This window comes from Nostocoides sp., from assembly GCF_037045025.1.
GTDB lineage: Bacteria > Actinomycetota > Actinomycetes > Actinomycetales > Dermatophilaceae > Nostocoides_A.
The window spans coordinates 90,021-105,072 of the sequence record NZ_JBAOHM010000012.1; the positions used below are offsets into that span (position 1 = coordinate 90,021).

At 71.5% G+C, this 15,052-nt stretch carries 15 protein-coding genes; 9 read left to right on the top strand and 6 right to left on the bottom strand.

What is annotated here, in order from left to right:
- The first annotated feature begins 13 nt into the window (after positions 1-13).
- From V9G19_RS15595 to V9G19_RS15610, 4 genes are read left to right on the top strand one after another with little or no spacing between them, the layout of a single operon-like run.
- Positions 14-1,219, top strand: a complete 1,206-nt coding sequence (locus V9G19_RS15595) for an allantoate amidohydrolase (RefSeq protein WP_462286350.1) — start codon at positions 14-16, stop codon at positions 1,217-1,219.
- Positions 1,216-2,532 carry a formimidoylglutamate deiminase gene (locus V9G19_RS15600; protein ID WP_462286351.1) on the top strand — a complete coding sequence of 439 codons (1,317 nt, stop codon included), beginning with the start codon at positions 1,216-1,218 and terminating at the stop codon, positions 2,530-2,532. Before V9G19_RS15595 ends, V9G19_RS15600 begins: the two co-directional genes overlap by 4 nt.
- The gene (gene hutI, locus V9G19_RS15605; protein ID WP_462286352.1) at positions 2,532-3,713 is read left to right on the top strand and encodes an imidazolonepropionase; all 1,182 of its coding nucleotides are present in this window, start codon (positions 2,532-2,534) and stop codon (positions 3,711-3,713) included. The genes V9G19_RS15600 and hutI overlap by 1 nt, the downstream gene beginning before the upstream one ends.
- Positions 3,710-4,732, top strand: coding sequence for a DUF2332 domain-containing protein (locus V9G19_RS15610; protein WP_462286353.1), 1,023 nt, complete (start codon positions 3,710-3,712; stop codon positions 4,730-4,732). The genes hutI and V9G19_RS15610 overlap by 4 nt, the downstream gene beginning before the upstream one ends.
- A 33-nt stretch (positions 4,733-4,765) precedes the next feature.
- On the opposite strand, the gene V9G19_RS15615 is transcribed toward V9G19_RS15610, so the two are convergent.
- Entirely contained in the window at positions 4,766-5,314 is a 549-nt protein-coding gene (locus V9G19_RS15615) for a Uma2 family endonuclease (protein ID WP_462286354.1), read from the bottom strand.
- Positions 5,315-5,431: 117 nt separating this feature from the next.
- Positions 5,432-5,749, bottom strand: coding sequence for a DUF4235 domain-containing protein (locus tag V9G19_RS15620; protein WP_462286355.1), 318 nt, complete (start codon positions 5,747-5,749; stop codon positions 5,432-5,434).
- Positions 5,750-5,784: 35 nt separating this feature from the next.
- Here V9G19_RS15620 and V9G19_RS15625 point away from each other — a divergent pair, with 35 nt between their 5' ends.
- The 3 genes from V9G19_RS15625 (at position 5,785) to V9G19_RS15635 (ending at position 9,619) form a co-directional block, all read left to right on the top strand.
- Entirely contained in the window at positions 5,785-6,447 is a 663-nt protein-coding gene (locus tag V9G19_RS15625) for a SanA/YdcF family protein (RefSeq protein ID WP_462286356.1), read from the top strand.
- Positions 6,448-6,502: 55 nt separating this feature from the next.
- Positions 6,503-8,587, top strand: a complete 2,085-nt coding sequence (locus tag V9G19_RS15630) for an elongation factor G-like protein EF-G2 (protein WP_462286357.1) — start codon at positions 6,503-6,505, stop codon at positions 8,585-8,587.
- Between the two features lie 150 nt (positions 8,588-8,737).
- A complete protein-coding gene (locus tag V9G19_RS15635) occupies positions 8,738-9,619 on the top strand; it encodes a trimeric intracellular cation channel family protein (RefSeq protein WP_462286358.1) in 882 nt (293 codons plus the stop codon).
- Here the strand turns inward: V9G19_RS15635 and V9G19_RS15640 are convergent.
- The 4 genes from V9G19_RS15640 to V9G19_RS15655 are packed head-to-tail and all read right to left on the bottom strand — an operon-like array spanning position 9,610 to position 12,731.
- The gene (locus V9G19_RS15640) at positions 9,610-10,689 is read right to left on the bottom strand and encodes an ABC transporter ATP-binding protein (RefSeq protein ID WP_462286359.1); all 1,080 of its coding nucleotides are present in this window, start codon (positions 10,687-10,689) and stop codon (positions 9,610-9,612) included. The two genes, V9G19_RS15635 and V9G19_RS15640, sit on opposite strands and share 10 nt — an antisense overlap.
- Positions 10,686-11,525 (bottom strand): ABC transporter permease, encoded by an 840-nt coding sequence (locus V9G19_RS15645; protein ID WP_462286360.1) that lies wholly within the window; start codon positions 11,523-11,525, stop codon positions 10,686-10,688. Before V9G19_RS15645 ends, V9G19_RS15640 begins: the two co-directional genes overlap by 4 nt.
- Positions 11,522-12,328 (bottom strand): molybdate ABC transporter substrate-binding protein, encoded by an 807-nt coding sequence (gene modA, locus V9G19_RS15650; RefSeq protein WP_462286361.1) that lies wholly within the window; start codon positions 12,326-12,328, stop codon positions 11,522-11,524. Before modA ends, V9G19_RS15645 begins: the two co-directional genes overlap by 4 nt.
- Complete coding sequence (locus V9G19_RS15655) at positions 12,321-12,731, bottom strand: TOBE domain-containing protein (protein WP_462286362.1); 411 nt, start codon at positions 12,729-12,731, stop codon at positions 12,321-12,323. The genes modA and V9G19_RS15655 overlap by 8 nt, the downstream gene beginning before the upstream one ends.
- 160 nt (positions 12,732-12,891) lie before the next feature.
- On the opposite strand from V9G19_RS15655, the gene V9G19_RS15660 reads away from it, so the two are divergent.
- The gene (locus tag V9G19_RS15660) at positions 12,892-13,671 is read left to right on the top strand and encodes an ABC transporter ATP-binding protein (protein WP_462286363.1); all 780 of its coding nucleotides are present in this window, start codon (positions 12,892-12,894) and stop codon (positions 13,669-13,671) included.
- Positions 13,668-14,978, top strand: a complete 1,311-nt coding sequence (locus V9G19_RS15665) for an FtsX-like permease family protein (protein ID WP_462286364.1) — start codon at positions 13,668-13,670, stop codon at positions 14,976-14,978. The genes V9G19_RS15660 and V9G19_RS15665 overlap by 4 nt, the downstream gene beginning before the upstream one ends.
- The last annotated feature ends 74 nt before the right edge of the window (positions 14,979-15,052 follow it).

A 15,052-nucleotide genomic window follows, 5' to 3' on the forward strand; every position in this document is an offset into this window, starting at 1 on the left:
CTTTGCTCGTCTGGTGTCGTCCGAGGCGTTCCTCTCGATGTGGGAGCAGTTGCAGCCGGTCGGGAGGGATCGGCATACCGGCGGCTATCGGCGATTTGCCTGGACCAGCGCCGACGGTGAGTTGCGCGACTGGTTCCGTGCCCACGCCGAGCGGCTCGGCCTGGACCTGACGGCGGACCGGATGGGCAATCAATGGGCGTGGTGGGGCGACCCGGACGCCGACGGGCCCGGGCTCGTCATCGGCAGCCACCTCGACTCGGTCCCCGACGGCGGCGCGTATGACGGTCCCCTCGGCGTCGTCACCGCCTTCCTCGCCGTGGAACGACTGCGAGAGAATGGCTTCCAGCCGGATCGGCCGATCGGCCTCGCGAACTTCGTCGACGAGGAGGGGGCGCGGTTCGGGATCGCGCTGGCCGGCTCGCGGGTGATCACCGGCCTGCTCGACCCCGACCGTGCGCGCGGCCTCACCGACGCCGACGGCATCACGATGGCCGAGGCGATGCGCGCGGCCGGACACGACCCCGAGCAGATCGCGCCCGATCCGCAGGCTCTGGGGCGGGTCGGGACCTATCTCGAACTGCACATCGAACAGGGCCGCGCCCTGGCCGACATCGCCGCCCCGATCGCGGTCGGCACCGACATCTGGCCGCACGGGCGCTGGCGGATCGACCTGCTCGGCGAGGCCAACCACGCCGGCACCACCCGCCTGGAGGACCGCCGGGACGCCCTCCTCGCGCTCGCCGGCGTCATCCAGGAGGCACGCGCGGCCGCCGAGCGCCGGGGTTGTCTGGCGACGATCGGCAAGGTCGAGGTGCTCCCGGGCGGGGTCAACGCCATACCGAGTCACGCCAGCGCCTGGCTCGATGCCCGCGGCGCCGACCCCGACGCCGTGCGCGCGGCCGTCGCCGACATCGGCGCCGCCGTCGCCGCCCGCGACGGTGAGCTGCGCGAGGAGTCGTGGACCCCGGTCACGACTTTCGACCCCACGTTGGTGACGCGGGTGCGGGCCGCGCTCGGCGGCATACCACTGCTGGGGACCGGCGCCGGACACGACGCCGGCGTGCTCAACCAGGCGGGCATCCCGAGCGTCATGCTGTTTGTGAGGAATCCCACCGGCGTGTCCCATTCGCCCGCCGAGCATGCCGATTTGGCAGACTGCCTCGCGGGTGTCGACGCCGTTGTCGCCGCCGTGACCGACCTGGCTGGGGCTGCGCGATGACGAACTACTGGGCCACCAGCGCCGTGCTGCCCACGGGCCTGGCGCACCGGGTGCGCGTCGAGGTCGCCGACGGGCGGATCACCCGGGTCACCTCCAAGGCCCCTCCCGCAGCCGAGGACGTGCAGCTCGACGGGATCATGCTCCCGGGCTTTGCCAACGCCCACAGCCATGCCTTCCACCGCGCGCTGCGCGGGCGCACCCACGCGAGTGGCAACTTCTGGACCTGGCGCGACCAGATGTATACCGTCGCCCGGGTTCTCGACCCCGACACCTATTTTGGGTTGGCCCGCGCGGTTTTTGCCGAGATGGTGAGCGCCGGGTTCACGGTCGTCGGCGAGTTCCACTACCTCCACCATGGCCCCAACGGCCAGCCGTATGACGACCCGAACGCCATGGGCCACGCCGTTGTCGCCGCCGCCGCCGAAGCGGGCATCCGGTTGACCCTGCTCGACACCTGCTATCTCAGCGGCGGCCTGGCCGGCTCCGGCCACCTCGACCTCGACCCGGTCCAGCAGCGGTTCAGCGACGGGCACGTCGCCGACTGGATCGGGCGAGTCGGCCGGCTCGCCGACGGCCCGACCACCCGAATCGGTGCCGGGGTGCACTCGGTGCGCGCCGTCCCCCGCGACGCGCTCCGCGACCTCGCGTCGATCGTCGGCAACCGGCCGGTCCACGCCCACGTCAGCGAGCAGCTCGCCGAGAACGCTGCCGCCACGCTCTATTACGGCTGCACCCCGACGCGGGTCTTCGAGGAGGCCGGACTCGTCGGGCCCGGGTTCACCGCCGTCCACGCGACCCACGCCGACACCGACGACATCCACCGGCTCGCGCACGGCGGCGCCGCCGTATGCCTGTGCCCGACCACCGAGCGCGATCTCGCCGACGGCATCGGCCCGGCCCGGGCGCTGTCCGAGGCGGGTGTCCCGCTGTGCCTCGGCACCGACCAGCACGCGATGATCGACCCCTTCGAGGAGGTCCGTGGGCTGGAGATGCACGAACGCCTGCTGACCGGAGAGCGTGGCCGGTTCACGCTCGAGGAACTCGCCGCCGCCGCCGGGCCGGTGGGCTACAGCCGGCTCGGCTGGCCCGACGGTGGAGCGATCGCCGCCGGGCAGCTTGCCGATCTGGTTGTCGTGCAGCGGGATTCCCCACGCACCGCGGGCAGCCGCCCCAACCAGATCCTGTTCTCGGCCACCTCGGCCGATGTGCTGGCGACGATCGTCGCGGGGGAGCTGATCGTCACCGACGGCAAGCACCGGCTCGGCGATGTCGGCCGCCTGCTCGCCGAGGCCTTCGAGGCCGTCCGCCGCTGATGGCCGCGACCCTGCTCGACGAGATTGGCGAGTTGGTCACCTGTCGCGGCGACGGGCCGGTCGGGGTCGCACCGCTCGCCGACGCCGCGGTCGTCGTCGAGGACGGCATGGTTGCCTGGATCGGCCCCGCGGCGCAGGCTCCGCCCTGCGATGTCCGTATGCCGCTCGCCGGCCGCGCGGTCATCCCCGGCTTCGTGGACAGCCACTCCCATCTCGTGTTTGCCGGTGATCGTGCGGCGGAGTTCGCCGCGCGGATGGCCGGGGAGGCGTACGACGGGGGCGGGATCGCAACGACGGTCGCCGCCACCCGGGCGGCGAGCGTGGACGCGCTGCGGGGCTTACTTGCGACGCGGGTCGCGGAGCTGCGCGCCCAGGGCACGACGACGATCGAGATCAAGTCCGGCTACGGGCTCGACATCGACACCGAGGCCCGGATGCTGCGCCTGGCCGCGGAGGTGACCACCGAGACGACCTACCTGGGCGGGCACGTGGTGCCGGCCGAGTACGCGCGGGAGCGCGCGGCATACGTCAAATTGGTGTGTGGCCCAATGCTGGCCGCCTGCGCGCCGCACGCCCGGTGGGTCGACGTCTTCTGCGAGCCGGGGTCCGCGCACGCCTTCGACGGCGACGAGGCGCGCGCGATCCTGACCGCCGGTATGGCCGCGGGCCTGCGCCCCCGCGTCCACGGGGGCCAGCTCGCTCCGGGCCCCGGCGTGCGGCTGGCCGTCGAGCTCGGTGCCGCGAGCGTCGACCACTGCACGTTCCTGACCGCCGCCGACGTCGACGCGCTCGCCGGCTCGACGACCGTGGCGACGCTACTGCCGGGTGTCGAATTCTCCACCCGCTCGCCCTATCCCGACGCCCGCCGGCTCCTCGACGCCGGCGTCACCGTCGCCCTGGCGACCGACTGCAACCCCGGAACCTGCTTTTCCAGCTCGATGCCGCTCATGATCGCGCTCGCCGTCCGCGAGATGGGGATGACCGTCGCCGAGGCGCTCTGGGCGGCCACCCGCGGCGGCGCGGCCGCGCTGGAACGCGACGACATCGGCCGGATCGAGGTCGGCGCCCGGGCGGACCTGGCCGTCCTGGACGCCCCGAGCCACCTCCACCTCGCCTACCGTCCTGGTGTCCCGATCGCCCGCGCCCTCGACGTCGAAGCCCAGATGGGGTGGCGATCATGAGCCTGGCCGATCAATTCCGCAATCACTTCGGGCACCGCGACCACCTCTATGGGGTCATGCTCGCCGAGCTCGCCGACGATCTGGACGCGGGTGGGGTGACCGCGACGATCGTCGCCAGCAAGCACGACGCGACTCGGGCGGACGCCATCCAACTGCGCCTGTTGGCGGGCATTTATCGCCTCGTGTTGCGTGGCGGGGAACCCGAGCTTGCCGCGTTCTATCCCACTCTCGGCGGTACCCGCGGCCCGGCAGAAATCTGGCCGGTGCTGCGACCCGTGCTTGCCAATCACCTTCTCGAGCTGCAGGCCGCGATCGAGCATCCCCCGCAAACCAACGAGGTCGGCCGGTCGGCGCTGTTGGCGATCGGCCTGTTCGAGGCGGCCCGCCGGCACGACCTGCCTCGGATCCGGTTGCTCGAACCGGGCGCCTCTGCGGGGCTCAACCTCAACGCCGCCCACTATCGGGTCACCGGTCCGGACTGGGCCTGGGGCCCGGTCGACAGCCCGCTTGTGCTCGACACCGAGGCGGCCGGCGTCCACCCGGTCTCGGTGGAGATCGTCGAGCACCGCGGCTGCGACATCGCCCCGATCGACGTAACCCAGCCGGACGCGGCTGCCTATCTGCGCTCGTTCGTCTGGCCCTTCGACCTCCCTCGCGATCGCCGTCTCCAGGCGGCACTAGTTGTGGCGCAACGGCATCCGCCACGCGTCGATCGTGAATCGGCGTCCAGGTGGCTGGCTCGGCAGCTGACCGCCGCGCCCGACGGCGTCCTCACCGTGGTGTGGCAGTCGATCACCGCGCAATACTGGCCCGCGCAGGAGAGCGCCCGCGTCCGGGAGATCGTCGCCGATGCCCGCTCCCGTATGCCGCTGGCCCACCTCACGATGGAAGGCGTCCCGCCCGCGCAACTCACCGGCGGCTACGACGTCCTCGCGCACGGCCCGCGGACCGAACTCGACGGCCAGGTGATCGCCCGATCCCACCACCACGGGCCGCCGGTCGTGCTGGCGACAGCGTGATCGTCCGTCCGACCAGCGCCCTGGCCGCAACCGTCAACCGACGAGGTCTGCGGGGCAGATCGTCACGGCATACGGCAGCTCGAGCGTGAGCGTCTCCTGGCCACGGGCGCGCCCAGCCTCGACATAAGTCCCGTCGGACAATTCCCAGGCGGTGATGCTCGGTTCGTCGGGGTCGATAACCCAGTAGGAGCGGCAGCCTGCCGCTTCGAAGCGCGCCCGCTTGAGCAACAGATCGATGCACCGCGTGCTGGGCGAGAGGATCTCGATCGCCAAGAGCGGCGGCGCCGGCAGGTTGGCGGCGTGGAGGTCAGACACGCGGGCAACCAGGAGGTCCGGTTGCAACACGGTGTCGTCAGCCAGCACCACATCGAAGGGCGCTGCGAAGACCTCTAAGCCGGGCGGACAGCTTGTGTGCAGCTGGACACCGAGCCGCATGGCGGCGCGCTGATGCTTGGTGACCGGAGCCGGAGTCACAAGGAGTGCCCCGTCGATGAGTTCATAACGGTGCCCGTCGTCGGGCATCGTCTCGAGGTCCGACCGCGTCAGCGCCCGGCTCCTCGGCAGCGTCGTCACGTCCGCCATCGTCTCCCACTTCCCCCGGCAGTGTCATCCACCAATGATGTCATCCTCCCGTGAAGGGCGGCATACGTTATCCACAGGGCGCAGCCGGCGTCTGGATCGCTGCGGCCACAGTGCGACTCACGCCTCGCGGGCCGCTTCCTCCTTGTCGAGCATCGGGCGGGGCAGGTGGCCGGCGGACTGCTCGTAGTATTCCGCGGCCTTGCGGGTGAACAGCGTCTTGGCCAGGGCGGCCGCGGCGGCGCTGACAACGGCAAGGGCGAGGGCCTCACCGATCGGGGTGTAGGGATTCTCCGGATCGGCGTTCTTGTCCTTGCCGGCCTTCTGCCAGACCGTGTCCACCGTCTTGTTGGCGACGATCCCCGCCACGACCGCTGCACCGGTGCCGAGCACGCGCCAGACCATATTGCCCATGCCCACACCATGCCACAGCGGCATCGGTCCGGGGCTCGAAGCGGCCTATCCTTGGTGGTATGGCCCGCCGCCGCAAGCTCCTGATCGCCGGGGCGAGCCTGGCGGCGCTCGCGATCGGTGTGCCCGTCGGCGCCAACCTCTGGATCGACCGGGCATCTCGCGGCCACCTGTATGCCGTGTCCGACGCCCCGTCGGCGCCGGTCGCTCTCGTCCTCGGCGCCGGGCTGACGGCCGCCGGCGCGCCGACGCCCTATCTCGCCTTCCGGCTGGACATCGCCAAGGGGCTATATGACGCGGGCAAGGTCGAGGCGATCCTCGTCTCCGGCGACAACCGCCGCACGGACTACGACGAGCCGACCGCGATGTCGGACTACCTGATCGCCAAGGGCGTGCCCGCCCAGCGGATCGTGCGGGACTTCGCCGGCCGCGACACCTACGACTCGTGCGCCCGGGCCAAGCGGATCTTCGGCGTTAACCGGGTCATCGCGATCACCCAGGACTACCATCTGCCCCGGGCGGTCGCGACCTGCCGCGCTCTTGGACTCGACGCCGACGGCGTCGGCGATACCGCGGCCAAGCAGTACGCGCACGAGTGGTCGAGCGGCGCGCAACGCGAAAAGCTGGCCGCGGTCAAGGCGGCATACGACATCATCAGCAGGCGCGACCCGGTGCTCGGCGAGCCCGAAAGCGGCATCCGGGAGGCGCTGGCGAGCCCACGCTGAGCCGGCCGCGGCCACGCCGCCGGCGTGACCGCACGGGGTGGTTAAGGTGGACGCCATGAGTCGACCCAGTGGTGCGTCCCTGCCCGTCCCGGCAACCCCCGACCGGATCCGCAATGTCGTCCTGGTCGGGCCGAGCGGCGGCGGCAAGAGCACCCTGTTCGACCGGCTCGTCTATGGCGAGGGCGCGGCCCGCCGCAAGGACGAGGGCGCCCCGTCGACCGCGCTGCGGATGTCGGCGATTGGGCACGGCGACCTGCTGATCAACCTCGTCGACACCCCCGGTGCCCCCGACTTCGTCGGCGAGGTCCGCGCCGGGTTGCGCGCGGCCGACGCCGCCCTTTTCGTCGTCGCGGCGGGCGCCTCGGTCGATGAGGCCAGCCGGATGTTGTGGCGGGAGTGCGCCGCCGTCGGTATGCCGCGGGCGGTCGCCTTGACCAAGTTGGAGCAGACCCGCGATGACTACCCGAGCATCCTCGATGCCTGCCGCCGCGCGTTCGGGGAGGCGCAGCCGTTGCAGGTGCCGATCATGACGTCCGACAAGGTGGTCGGGCTGCTCGACCTGCTCGGCCAGGAGGTGCACGGACCCGATGGCTCGGCCAGCGGCGCCCCGGATGACGATCAGCAGCAGCTCGTCGAGGAGCTGCGCGGCCCGGTCGTCGAGGCGATCATCGAGGAGTCCGAGGACGAGTCGATGCTCGATCGCTATCTCGAGGGAGAAGAACTCGACGCCGCCGCCCTGCGCGAGGACCTGCGCAAGGCGATCGCGACCGCCCGTTTCTTCCCGATCGTCCCGACCCACTGGGCCAGCGGCGTGGGCGTTGGCGAGTTGCTCGGCCTGTTCGAGCACGGCTTCCCCTCGCCGGTGGATGCCTGGATGCCGCAGGTCACCACGCCGGACGGCGGCGACTTCGCCGAGATCAGCTGCGACCCCGCCGGGCCGTTGGTGGCCGAAGTCGTGCGCACGACCAGCGACCAATACGTCGGGCGCCTCGCCCTCGTGCGCCTCTTCTCGGGCGCGCTCGCCCCCGAGCAGCCGGTGCACGTCTCCGGTCACCTGGGACGGTTCATCGGCCACGAAATCGCCGGGCACCCCGATCACGACACCGACGCCGACCGGGTCGGCGCGATCAACAGCGTCGCCGGTGAGGAGTCGGTCGGACGGGATCGGGCGATCGCCGGCGACCTGGTTTGGGTGACCAAGCTCGCCCACGCCGAGACGTCCGACACCCTTTCGGCACCCGACCAGCCGGCGCTGGTGCAGCCCTGGCTGCTGCCCGAGCCGCTGTTGCCGGTCGCGATCCACGCCGCCTCCAAGAACGACGAGGACAAGCTCGCCCAGTCCCTTCAGCGCCTGGTCGCCGAGGACGTGACGATGCGGCTGGAGCACAACGTCGAGACCCACCAGCTGGTCTTGTGGGCCCTCGGCCCGGCGCACATCGAGGATCTGCTCTCCCGGCTGAAGGACCGCTACAACGTCAACGTCGAGGCCGAGCCGCTGAAAACCTCACTGCGCGAAACCTTCATCCGCCAATGCGATGTGCAGGGCCGGTTGGTCAAGCAGTCCGGCGGCCACGGCCAGTATGCCGTCGTCAAGATCCTCATCGAGCCGCTCGAGCGGGGCGACGGCATCCAGTTCGTCGACAAGGTGGTCGGCGGCGCTGTCCCGCGCCAGTTCATTCCCTCGGTCGAGAAGGGCGCCCGCAACCAGCTGGAGAAGGGCGTGCTCGCCGGCTATCCCTGCGTCGATGTCCGGATCACCCTGTATGACGGGAAGGCCCACTCCGTCGACTCCTCCGACATGGCCTTCCAGACCGCGGCAGCCCAGGCACTTCGGGAGGCGGCCAACGAGTCGAGCGTCTCGATGCTCGAACCGATCGACCAGATCGCGGTCACCGTCGCCGACGACCACGTCGGCGCCGTGCTCGCCGACCTGCGGGGCCGGCGCGGCCAGGTGCACGGGACCGAGCCGGCCGAGACCGAAGGGTTCACCACCGTCCGGGCCGAGGTGCCGCAGCACGAGCTGTCCCGGTATCCGATCGACCTGCGGTCGGTCTCGCACGGCACCGGGGCCTTCACCCGCGAGTTCGTGCGTTACGACTACATGCCCAACGCCCTGGCCCGCGAGGTCGTCGGCGACTGACGCGGCTAGCTGCCACTGGCTGCGCTCGGTGTGCGGTGATCGAGCCGACCGCGGCTGACCGCGTCGATCCCTCGGGTTCGCGACACACCTGGCGTCCTGCGACGCGAGCGGGGTCCCCGGTTGGCCACGCGGGTGGGGCATCATCGCCTGGTGAGTGGGCAAGCCCTGGCGGTCGGACCGTTGACGATCCTCGATGTCAGCACCGCCTTCCGGATCGTCGACCTCGCCGGAGTGTTCTGCAATGGCGCGCTCGGCGCGACCGTCGCCCGGCGGCGGGGCTTCGACTTCGTCGGCTTCGTCGTGCTCGGGGTCGTCTCCGCGCTGGCCGGTGGAATGATCCGCGATGTCATGTTGCAGATCGGCCAGCCGGTTGCGTTGACCGACCGGGCCTACCTGGTGGTCGCCATGATCGGCGTGCTCACCGCGCAATTGGTCAAGATGGAAGGCCGGCGGTGGGACTGGCCGCTCTCGATCGGTGACGCGCTCGCCCTCGGCTGTTGGGCGGCCACGGGCACGATCAAGGCGCAGCTCGCCGGGTTGAGCGCCCTGGCGTCGATCATGCTCGGGGTCGTCACCGCCGTCGGCGGCGGAATGGTCCGCGACATCTGCGTCGGCCAGGTGCCGCGCGTGCTCGGTGGCAACTCCGTCCCGGGCGGCAATACGTTGTACGCGACGGCCGCTGCCGCCGCGTCGATCGCCATCCTCCTTGTCCCGCGCACCGATCGATCGACGTGGGGGATGGCGGTGGGGATTGTGATCGGCGGCGGGATGACGCTGATCGCGCGGCGACGGAAGTGGACGCTGCCGCTGGATGCCGACTTCGGAGTCACGCTGAGCGCCGCCGAGTTCCGTGCGCTCGTGCGGTCGACCGAGCGCACCGCGGTCGAGACTGCGCGTCAGGCCCGCGATGTCGCGGTCTGGGCGGCCCGTCCCGGCGCGTGGCGGCTGGATCCCCGGCACCGCGATGGCGACCCGACGGAGCCGGGCGCCGAGGAGGGCGGCCGTGGCCCAACTCCGGGGCCTCAGCGGTAGGCGTCGGTCTCGGTGGCCTTGGCGCTGAGCCACACCGGCCGGCCGGGGGCGAGCCCAAGGTCGGCCACGGCGGCTGCGGTCACGTCAACGAGCGCTGCCGGGTCCCCCACCACGTCGACCCGGACCCGGTCGCCGAGCAGCTCTATCCCGCGCACGACGCCCGGCCAGACATTGCGTGGGGAGGCATGCTGGGGCTGCTCGGTGTGGACGGTGATCGCGCTCGGTCGCAACACGACGACGACCTGCCCGCCCCTGATCCCCTCGTGCGGCGTGACGACCAGCCGGCCGCCGCCGTCGAGGGCGACCAGCCTGCTCGATGCGTCGAGAACCCCGCGATAGAAGTTCAGCCCGACCAGGCCGGCGACCCAGGCGTTCGCGGGCCGGCGCGCCAGCTCGGCCGGGGTGCCGGTCTGCGCGACCTGGCCCATGTCAAGGACCAGCACCCGGTCGGCAAGCACCATCGCCTCCAGCGGATCATGGGTCACCAGCGCGACCGGCCCGCCGAAGTCGGCGAGGTGCCGGCGCAGCAGGCCGCGAGTCGCCGAGCGGGTCGTCGCGTCGAGGGCGGCGAGCGGCTCGTCGAGCAGCAGCACTCCGGGCTCGGCGGCCAGCGCCCGGGCCAGCGCGACCCGTTGGGCCTGCCCGCCGGAGATTTGCGCCGGGCGCCGGTCGGCGAGCTCGGTCAGCTCCAGCCGCTCCAGCCACGGCCTGGCCCGGTCGCGGGCGGCGGCCCGGCTCAACCCGCGAGCGCGGGGGCCGAAGGCGACATTGTCGGCCACCGTCATCCGCGGGAAGAGCCGGTAGTCCTGAAAGACGATGCCCACCGGGCGCAGCCGGGGAGGGACGAAGGTGTCCGTAGCCGGTTCGTCGAGCACCTGACCGTCGAGCGCCAGCCGGCCGGTGGCCAGCGGGATGAGCCCGGCAAGAGTGCGCAGCAGCGTCGTCTTGCCGGCGCCATTGGGCCCGAGCACGGCGACGACCTCCCCGGGGCAGAGCGTGGTGTTGAGGGCAAGCGTGAATGATCCGCGGGCGGCGCTCCCGGCGAGCACCAATCCCCGGGCAGATGTCATCCGCCCGCCCCCGCGGTCAGCCAGCGTCCGCGCAGCAGCGCGAGGATCACGACGGCGACGAACAGGAGCACGAGGGACAAGGCGACCGCGGCATCGGGATCGGACTCCATCGCGAGATACACCGCGATCGGCATCGTCGTGGTGCGCCCCGGGGAATTGCCCGCGAATGTGATCGTCGCGCCGAACTCCCCGAGCGCGCGCGCCCACGCGAGCACTCCACCGGCGATCAGCCCGGGAATGACCGACGGCAGCGTGACCCGGGTGAAGACGTGCCACCGGCCGGCACCGAGCGTCGTGGCGGCCTCCTCGAGACCCGAGTCGACCGAGCGGAAGGCCCCCTCCATGGCCAACACGAGGAAGGGCGTCGCGACGAACGCCTCGGCGACGATGACGCCTGCGGTGGTGAACGGCAAGGTCAGGCCGAAGGCGTCATCGAGCCACCGGCCGACGATCCCATTGCGGCCCAACCCCTTTAACAGGGCGACGCCACCGACGACAGGCGGCAACACCAAGGGCACGGTGACGAATGCCCGCAGCAGGCTCAGGCCAGGCAACCCCGGCCGGGCGAGCACCCACGCCAAGGGCACCCCGACGATGACGGCGATCGCGGCCGCGCTGGTCGCGCACAGCACCGACAGCCGCAATGCGTCGCGGGCCACCGGCTCGCTCAGGTGCTCCGGCAGCGTGGCCCACGGCGCGCTGAGCACGAGCGCGAGCAGCGGCAGCAGCAAGAACGGCGCACCGATCAATGCCGGTATGCCGAGTTGCCACGGCATACCGGCATCCGCCCCCGCGCGGCGTTGCGCCCCCTTCCGCGGCCGCCGGACGCGGGTCACGGACCGACGAAGCCTTGCGCCTGCAGGATCTTTTGTGACTCCGCGTCGAGGACGAAGTCGACGAAGGCATCGGCCAGCTCCGGATTGGAGGCCTCGGTCAACGCGGCGATCGGGTAGTTCGTCGTGGCGTTCTGGTCCGCGGGGATCTCGACGCCGGCGACCTTCGAGCCGGCTGCCTTGACGTCGGTCACATAGACGATGCCCGCGTCGACCTCGCCGAGTTCGACCTTGGTAAGCACGGCCTTGACATCGACCTCGAGGCTGACCGGCTCGACCGTCAGCTTGGCGGTGTCGAACACCTTGGTCGCCGCGGCACCGCAGGGAACATCCTCTTGGCACACGGCGAGCTTGACGTCTTTGGCGGTGAGATCGTCGAGCGAGTCGATCTTGGCCGGATTGTCCGGCGGGACGGCGATCTCCATCGAGTTGGTGGCAAAGAGTTGGGCCGTGCCGGCGGCCCTGGCGTCGGTGACCGTCGCCATCGTCTTGTCGCTGGCCGCCGCAAAGACGTCCGCGGGGGAGCCGTTGATGATCTGGGTGGCCAGCCCCGAGGACGGCCCGAAGGAGAAGGTAACCGTGCTGCCCGGGTGCGCGGCCTCGAAGTTCTTTCCGATCGTCGTGAACGACTCCTGCAGGGAGGCCGCGGCAAACACGGTCAGATTGCCGCTCGCGGGGGCGGCGCTTCCCCCAGACGAGGAGGAACTCGACGACGCGGCCGGCTCGGTGTCAGACCCGCACGCGGCGAGCGCGAGCGCGGCGAGCGGCATACCGATTAGGACAGCGATGCGGCGGGGATCAGGCATGGTCGGGGACCTCCACGACGACATTGGTGGACTTGACGGCGGCGATGGCCAGCACGCCGGGCTCGAGGGCGAGGTCGTCGGCGGCCTCGCGGCTCATCAGCGAGACGATCCGGTGCGGGCCGGCTTGAATCTCGACCTGCGCCATGACGGTGTCGCGCAGGACGTGGGTGACCAGGCCGACGAAGCGGTTGCGCGCCGATTCCGAGACGACCGGCAGCGGCTGGGGACGCGGCGCTGCCAGCGCCAGATCATGCGCGTATGCCGCCAGCTGCACCCCGTCGATCACCTGCCGCCCGCCGGCGTCGTGCGCGACGACGAGCTTGCCCTGATCGACCCAGCGGCGGATCGTATCGTCGGACACCCCGAGCAGTTCGGCGGCCTCCTTGAGGCGATAGTGCGGCACGCGACCGATCCTAGCTCAGCAGTTGCGGCTGGATATCGGCAGATATGCCGCAATTGCGGTACAGAAGTCGAGAGCTTTCCGACGCCCCTGTCTCGCCCGGGGCCCGTGCCGGGTCTCCTTCAGGGAAGAACAGATCTGCCCACCGATCGAGGAGAAAGCTATGCGCACCGACGCGACGGCCGCCGGGGTGTCGGCCGCCGAAGTCCGAGAACTGACCCGCGCCTACCCGTCCGGAGCCGGGGTCGTGCAGGCGCTGCGCGGCGTCGACCTGGCGGTTCCCCACGGCACCATGATCGCCCTGATGGGGCCCTCCGGATCCGGCAAAACGACGCTGCTGCGCTGCCTGGCGGGGCTGGACGTGCCGACTGGAGGCGTGGTCCGCGTCGCCGGCCAGGACCTCGCCCGCCTGAACGAGGACGCCCGGGCAATCTTGCGGCGCGACCACCTCGGCATGGTCTTCCAGAGCTTCGAACTCATCCCCTACCTGACCGCCGCCCAGAATGTCGAGCTGCCCGCGCGCCTCGGCGGGCGCACGCCGAGCGCGGCGCGCACGGCATACGTGCTGGAGGCGGTGGGCCTGGGTGATCGGGCCGGCCACTTCCCCGAGCAACTCTCCGGCGGCCAGCAGCAGCGGGTCGCCGTGGCCCGCGCCCTCTATCTCGACCCGGCGCTCATCCTGGCCGACGAGCCGACCGGCGCGCTCGACTCGGTCGCCGCCCGGTGGGTCCTCGGCCTGCTCCGGGAAGCCGTCGACCGGCAGGGCCGCACCGTGCTGATGGTCACCCACGACCCGCTCGCGGCCTCGTATGCCGATCGGGTCCTCTTCCTCAGCGACGGCCAGATCGTCGACGGTCTGGACCGGCCGAATCTCGACGCCGTCTCCGAGCGGCTCGGGCTCCTGGAGGCGCTGACCGCGGCGCGGATGGAGCGGGCGGCATGAGGTGGCTCGCCCGCCGCTCCGTGCGGGGACGGCTGACCGCTTTCGTCGCGACGTTCGTGGCGGTCTTCTCCAGTGCCCTGCTGTTCTCACCGTTCGCGCAACTGCTCGAGGCGGCGATCGGCCCGATGCCGATGGCCGAGCGAGAGTCGCTGGTCATCATGGGTGGGGTCATCGGCACCTGGGCGATGATCCTCGGCGTCTTTGCGCCGGTGTCCACCCTCGCGCTCGTCGTCCACCAGCGCACCGCCGAATTCCGGCGGTTGCGGACCCTGGGGGCGACCTCCGACCAGTTGGTGACCCTGGTGCGCACCGAGGCGCTCGCCGTCGGGGTGCCGGCCGCGATCCTCGGCGCGCTGTCCGGCTGGCCGCTCGGGCGGGGACTGTTCGCGACCTTGCAGAACGCGGGGATCATCGGCGCCGAGGTCCCGCACGCCAATGGCCTCCCCGCCGCCGCGATCGCGGCCCTCATCGTCATCTGGCTGGTCCGCTTCTCGGCGGGCTTCGCCGCGCGCGGCGCGATCGCCGGCCGGACCCCGGCCGGGGGCGTGCTCGCCGGCGCCCGGCCCACGAAGGTGCGGATGATTGTCATCGGCGTCCTGCTGTGGCACGCGCTCGGCGCCGCCGGCATCACGCTCGCGGTGACCGCCCACGACCCCGATCCGTATGCCGCGATGCAGTCCAGCGGCCCGGCCGCCATGATCGCCGCCCTCGCCGCCGCGCTCGCCGCCAGCTGGGTCACTCAGCGCTTCGGGCCGCGGCTGCAGCAGCGGCTCGGCTCGGACGTCGTCGGGGAACTCGCGCTGTATGACGTGCTGCGGCGCCCACAGCTGCTCGCGCCGCTGCTCGGCCCGCTGATGGTGATGGTCGCCGGCAGCACCAGCGTCGCCATGGTCGTCCTGATCGACGCGTTCACCGTCGAGCTGCCGCCGACGATGACCCGCGCCCAGGCCAACTCGCTGCTGCTGCTCAACGGCACGGTCGCCGTGGTCGTCACGATCTTCACCGCGCTGATGGCGGTCAACGCCGCCCTCGCCGCGCTGGCCGACCGGCGCGGCGAGCTGGAGCAGCTGCACCGGATCGGCGCCACCCGCACCCAGGTGCGCCGGGTCGTTCGCGCGGAGCTGTCGGCCGTCTGGTTCGTCGGCACGGCCGTCGGCCTCGGCTGCTCGCTGCTCACCGTGATCCCGTTCGCCGTCGCTCGCGAAAGCATTGTCGTCCCGCTGACCGGCCTGTGGATCCCCGTGGTGGTCGCCCTGCTGGCCGCGGTGCTCCTGCGCAGCGCCGGAGCCCTAGCCCAGCGTCTGTAGGGCCCAGCGCCGGTAGGCGAGACTGCTGCGCCGGGCAGAAAGCCGGCAACCGACGCATCCGTTTTGAGCCCTAG

Coding starts and splice junctions, on each gene's coding strand:
- V9G19_RS15610 (WP_462286353.1), top strand. CDS start 3,710: ATGAGCCTGGCCGATCAATTCCGCAATCACTTCGGGCACCGCGACCAC.
- V9G19_RS15620 (WP_462286355.1), bottom strand. CDS start 5,749: ATGCCGCTGTGGCATGGTGTGGGCATGGGCAATATGGTCTGGCGCGTG.
- hutI (WP_462286352.1), top strand. CDS start 2,532: ATGGCCGCGACCCTGCTCGACGAGATTGGCGAGTTGGTCACCTGTCGC.
- V9G19_RS15665 (WP_462286364.1), top strand. CDS start 13,668: ATGAGGTGGCTCGCCCGCCGCTCCGTGCGGGGACGGCTGACCGCTTTC.
- V9G19_RS15625 (WP_462286356.1), top strand. CDS start 5,785: ATGGCCCGCCGCCGCAAGCTCCTGATCGCCGGGGCGAGCCTGGCGGCG.
- V9G19_RS15640 (WP_462286359.1), bottom strand. CDS start 10,689: ATGACATCTGCCCGGGGATTGGTGCTCGCCGGGAGCGCCGCCCGCGGA.
- V9G19_RS15630 (WP_462286357.1), top strand. CDS start 6,503: ATGAGTCGACCCAGTGGTGCGTCCCTGCCCGTCCCGGCAACCCCCGAC.
- V9G19_RS15600 (WP_462286351.1), top strand. CDS start 1,216: ATGACGAACTACTGGGCCACCAGCGCCGTGCTGCCCACGGGCCTGGCG.
- V9G19_RS15615 (WP_462286354.1), bottom strand. CDS start 5,314: ATGGCGGACGTGACGACGCTGCCGAGGAGCCGGGCGCTGACGCGGTCG.
- modA (WP_462286361.1), bottom strand. CDS start 12,328: ATGCCTGATCCCCGCCGCATCGCTGTCCTAATCGGTATGCCGCTCGCC.
- V9G19_RS15660 (WP_462286363.1), top strand. CDS start 12,892: ATGCGCACCGACGCGACGGCCGCCGGGGTGTCGGCCGCCGAAGTCCGA.